Source organism: Mycobacterium sp., assembly GCF_036490025.1.
Taxonomy (GTDB): Bacteria; Actinomycetota; Actinomycetes; order Mycobacteriales; family Mycobacteriaceae; genus Mycobacterium.
The window spans coordinates 1-2,184 of the sequence record NZ_DASXEP010000139.1 but is presented as its reverse complement, the minus strand read 5'-3'; the positions used below and the strand labels follow the sequence as shown (position 1 = coordinate 2,184).

The 2,184-nt window shown below is 64.7% G+C and carries 2 protein-coding genes and 2 pseudogenes; 1 reads left to right on the top strand and 3 read right to left on the bottom strand.

The window, feature by feature from the left end; genetic code table 11:
• Positions 1 to 40: 40 nt before the first annotated feature.
• Together VGG53_RS15665 and VGG53_RS15660 are read right to left on the bottom strand one after the other, a co-directional pair.
• Positions 41 to 161 (bottom strand): annotated as a pseudogene (locus VGG53_RS15665) (haloalkane dehalogenase); the annotation flags it as partial.
• 82 nt (positions 162 to 243) lie between these two features.
• Complete coding sequence (locus VGG53_RS15660; protein ID WP_331518979.1) at positions 244 to 1,113, bottom strand: oxidoreductase; 870 nt, start codon at positions 1,111 to 1,113, stop codon at positions 244 to 246.
• Between the two features lie 85 nt (positions 1,114 to 1,198).
• Between VGG53_RS15660 and VGG53_RS15655 the strand changes: the two genes are divergently transcribed.
• Complete coding sequence (locus tag VGG53_RS15655; RefSeq protein ID WP_331518978.1) at positions 1,199 to 1,651, top strand: nitroreductase family deazaflavin-dependent oxidoreductase; 453 nt, start codon at positions 1,199 to 1,201, stop codon at positions 1,649 to 1,651.
• A 253-nt stretch (positions 1,652 to 1,904) separates the two neighbouring features.
• Here the strand turns inward: VGG53_RS15655 and VGG53_RS15650 are convergent.
• Positions 1,905 to 2,184: pseudogene (locus VGG53_RS15650) on the bottom strand (TetR/AcrR family transcriptional regulator); the annotation flags it as partial.

Here is a 2,184-nt window from a genome sequence, read left to right as displayed (position 1 = left end):
GGTCGCCTTCCGGGCAGTGAGGTCTTAACCGCCTCACTTGCTAGGCCGAGCGCAGCTCCCGTACGAATTGCGCGACGGCAACGCCGATTTTGTCGGGGCTGTCCTCCTGCAGGAAATGCACCCCACTGACCGTGGTCTCGGTCGGGGCACGGCCAGGATCGCGGCAACCTTAACGTGGGTCCCCGTCGATAACGGTGGCTGACAACCTCACCGTGACGCGCGCACGGTTAGCCCATCAGCTCTTCAGAGCGGAAATTTGGTGCTCGTGAGCTGCTCGGACAGCTCCCAGAGTGCGGCGGCGGTGGCTGCGCGCTTGGCCAGCCAGCTCCGCCCGACCGGCTGGGTGCGGCCCCATATGCCGAATCGCGGGCCAGCGAAGGTGTTGTCCGGTGCGTCCTGCGACGCGGCGTATAACGTTTGCCGGGCGCCGAAGTCGGCATCAGTGGCTATCAGCCGGGCGCCGAAAGACATCAACGCATCGCCCAACTTGCGGCCGGAGTGGCCTTGCAGGTTGGTGTTCGAGAAGCCGGGGTGGGCGGCCAGCGCGCGCATCGAAGAGCCGACGGTATCCAGGCGCCGCTGCAACTCGCTGGTGAAAAGCAGGTTGGCGAGCTTCGATTGGCCGTAGGCCGGCCAGGCCGAGTACCGCCGGGTCTTCCAGTTCAGGTCGTCGAGGCTGACACGGCCGATCCTGTGCATCACCGACGACACCGTCACGACGCGGTCGGTGAGCTTGGGCAGCAGTAGGTTGGTCAACGCGAAATGACCGAGATGGTTGGTGCCGATCTGGCTCTCGAAGCCGTCGGCGGTGAGCGCGTACGGAGTGGCCATGATGCCGGCGTTGTTGATCAGGACATCAACCGTGTCTACCCCGTCGGCGAACTGGCGTACCGAGGACAGGTCCTGCAAGTCGAGTCGACGCACCTCGACGTCGCCGGTCATCTGCTGGGCGGTGGTCTTACCCTTCTCGGTGTTGCGCACGGCCAGGATGACGTGGGCACCGACCCGGGCTAACTCGCGGGCGGTCACCTCACCCAGCCCACTGTTGGCGCCGGTGACGATAGCGGTGCGCCCGGCGAACGAGGGCAGCTCTAATGCGGTCCAATCAGGCATGGCTCCCGAACTCCAATCTTCGACTATAGTTTGTAACTGAGTCTAGACTATAATCTAAGATTGAGTACCGACGCTAGGGGCGCATATGAACCACTTCCGACCAGGTCTGCCTGTTGCCATGCTCGTGTTCTCCCGGATCCCGATCGCGCTGCTCAGGGCCGGATTTCCACTGGGGCGTCTCTACCTACTTGACATCCCCGGACGACGAACCGGAGCGCTGCGCACCGTCCCGATTGTGATCTTCCGTCACGACGGCCGTCGCTGGTTGGTCTCGATCTTCGGCGAGACTGGTTGGGTGGCGAACATCCGAGCGGCTGGTACCGCGCGCCTCCGTCGGGGCCGACGGGTGGAGACGATCCGCTGCACTGAGGTCACCGACGGACGCCGAGCCGAGGTCGCCATGCAGCTGCGACGGACGTTTTCGGCTCGGATCAACCCGTTCGTGCGTGGGGCTTTCGAGGCGACTCCGCGCGACGGCCTAGAGGCCTTCCAAGCCGAGGAGCATCGGCATCCGGTGTTCCTCGTCGACGCAGACTGACGCACAGATACCCATTTATTCGGTCGCGAGCACTACCGACGCCGGCGAGGCGCAGCGGCCTGATGATCAAAGCGATGGATCGAGTTGTACAGGAACGTTCCATGGGTAACCGAAGTCGGCTCCAATCCCGGGCCATGTCGGGGTGGCGGGCTTCGAACCCACGACCTCGGCGTCTCGAAGGCGGACAGGCCGGTCCAGTCGTCTGTCGTCGGGCACCGCGTCCTGCCCTTTGGACCCCTTGGGGCGCGCTTGTTCAGGCGTGTGCGACGCTCCTGACGAGTTGGTCGGTCAGTGCCTGCTGAAACTCGGGATCTTGTGTGTCGCGGCCATCTTCCCAGCGGGTGAGCGTAGCGATCAGTGCAGCCCCGAGGATGGCGTTGGCGGCGTCGCGAGAGTCGCTGATCGTGAATTGGTCGGTGGCGGCGCCCTCGTCGAGGAGCTTTCGAAGTGGCGTGGCGAGCTGCGCGTCCTTGGCGGCCATCAGGGTTCCTAGTCGTCCGGCGGCTCCCGCGAAGGAGAGCAGCCCGGCGCAT